At 43.5% G+C, this 1,713-nt stretch carries 4 protein-coding genes; all 4 read right to left on the bottom strand.

Annotation, left to right across the window (positions count from 1 at the left end; genetic code table 11):
• Positions 1 to 467 (bottom strand): 30S ribosomal protein S3 (gene rpsC / locus PAN06_RS14095; RefSeq protein WP_269796644.1); only part of this gene is annotated, 467 nt, incomplete at its 3' end.
• 12 nt (positions 468 to 479) lie between these two features.
• Positions 480 to 824, bottom strand: a complete 345-nt coding sequence (gene rplV, locus PAN06_RS14100) for a 50S ribosomal protein L22 (RefSeq protein WP_000818139.1) — start codon at positions 822 to 824, stop codon at positions 480 to 482.
• Between the two features lie 11 nt (positions 825 to 835).
• A complete protein-coding gene (gene rpsS, locus PAN06_RS14105; RefSeq protein ID WP_000533766.1) occupies positions 836 to 1,117 on the bottom strand; it encodes a 30S ribosomal protein S19 in 282 nt (93 codons plus the stop codon).
• A gap of 96 nt (positions 1,118 to 1,213) precedes the next feature.
• Positions 1,214 to 1,713, bottom strand: a 500-nt coding sequence (rplB, locus tag PAN06_RS14110) for a 50S ribosomal protein L2 (protein WP_269796645.1), incomplete at its 5' end; no start/stop codon positions are given.

Raw genomic sequence — 1,713 nt, forward strand, 5'->3', positions numbered from 1 at the left:
AAACGACCTGATACTTGAGTTTTGATTCCTTTAGCTCCAGCACGCATAGCACGTTGGATTGCTTGTTTTTGTGCACGACGGAAAGCAACACGTTGTTCCAATTGACGAGCGATTCCTTCACCAACAAGGTGAGCATCCAAGTCAGGACGTTTGATCTCAATGATGTTGATGTGTACTTGTTTACCAGTCAATTTGTTAAGAGCTGCACGAAGTGCATCAACGTTTGCTCCACCTTTACCAATAACCATACCTGGTTTAGCAGTGTGAAGAGAAACGTTAACTTTGTTTACTGCGCGTTCGATTTCAATAGTTGAAACGGCTGCGTCAGCCAATTCTTTTTGAATGAATTTACGGATTGCAAGATCTTCATGAAGGTAATCCGCGTATTCTTTTTCAGCATACCATTTGGCATCCCAATCACGGATGATACCAACACGCATACCAATTGGATGTACTTTTTGACCCACGAGTTTACCTCCTTATTTTTCTGCAACAGCTACTGTGATGTGAGCTGTACGTTTGTTGATTGGTGAAGCTGAACCTTTCGCACGTGGACGGAAACGTTTCATTGTTGGTCCTTCGTTTGCGAATGCTTCAGATACTACCAAGTTAGCTTTTTCCAAACCAAAGTTGTTTTCAGCGTTTGCTACTGCTGAGTTCAACACTTTAAGGATGATCCCTGCAGCTTTGTTTGGTGTGAATGTCAAAATAGCGATGGCATCGGCTACGCTTTTACCACGGATGTTGTCAAGAACAAGACGTGATTTACGAGGTGAAACACGCACTGTACGAGCCATTGCTTTAGCTGAAGTAATTTCTGCCATTTATGTTCTCCTTATTTTCTACGTGTCTTCTTGTCGTCTGCCGCGTGACCTTTGTAAGTACGAGTTGGTGCAAATTCACCAAGCTTGTGACCTACCATGTCTTCTTGGATGTAAACAGGCACATGTTTACGTCCATCATAAACTGCGATAGTGTATCCGATGAAACTTGGGAAGATCGTTGAACGACGTGACCAAGTTTTAATTACTTTTTTCTTTTCGTCGTTTGCTTGAGCTTCAACTTTTTTCATCAAATGCTCATCGACGAAAGGTCCTTTTTTAAGACTACGTCCCATTTTGTAATTTTCTCCTTTAAAATTTAGTACCACAGCGGCTTGCGCTGCTATGCAGCGCTACCGAGCTGGCGGAAAGTGTAAGCTAGTTGCTTATGATTATTTTTGGTTGCGACGACGAACGATAAGTTTGTCAGATTTCGCTTTCTTGTTACGAGTTTTAAGACCAAGCGCAGGTTTACCCCAAGGAGTAGATGGCGCTTTACGTCCAACTGGTGCTTTACCTTCACCACCACCGTGTGGGTGATCATTCGGGTTCATTACAGAACCACGAACTGTAGGGCGAACACCTTTCCAGCGGTTACGTCCCGCTTTACCAAGGTTTACAAGTCCATGTTGTTCGTTTCCGACAACACCAACTGTAGCACGGCAAGTTCCAAGAATCATACGAACTTCGCCTGATTGAAGACGAACAAGTACATATTTACCTTCAGAACCCAATACTTGAGCAGAAGCTCCAGCAGCACGTACCAATTCTCCACCTTTACCAGGTTTCAATTCGATGTTGTGGATCAAAGTACCAACTGGGATGTTAGCAAGTGGAAGAGCGTTTCCGACTTTGATATCTGCTTCTGGTCCTGATACGATACGTTGACCTA

This window comes from Streptococcus sp. SM3, assembly GCF_027497875.1.

Excerpts from the sequence above, each read along its gene's own strand:
- rplV (WP_000818139.1), bottom strand. The coding sequence starts at position 824 with ATGGCAGAAATTACTTCAGCTAAAGCAATGGCTCGTACAGTGCGTGTT.
- rpsS (WP_000533766.1), bottom strand. The coding sequence starts at position 1,117 with ATGGGACGTAGTCTTAAAAAAGGACCTTTCGTCGATGAGCATTTGATG.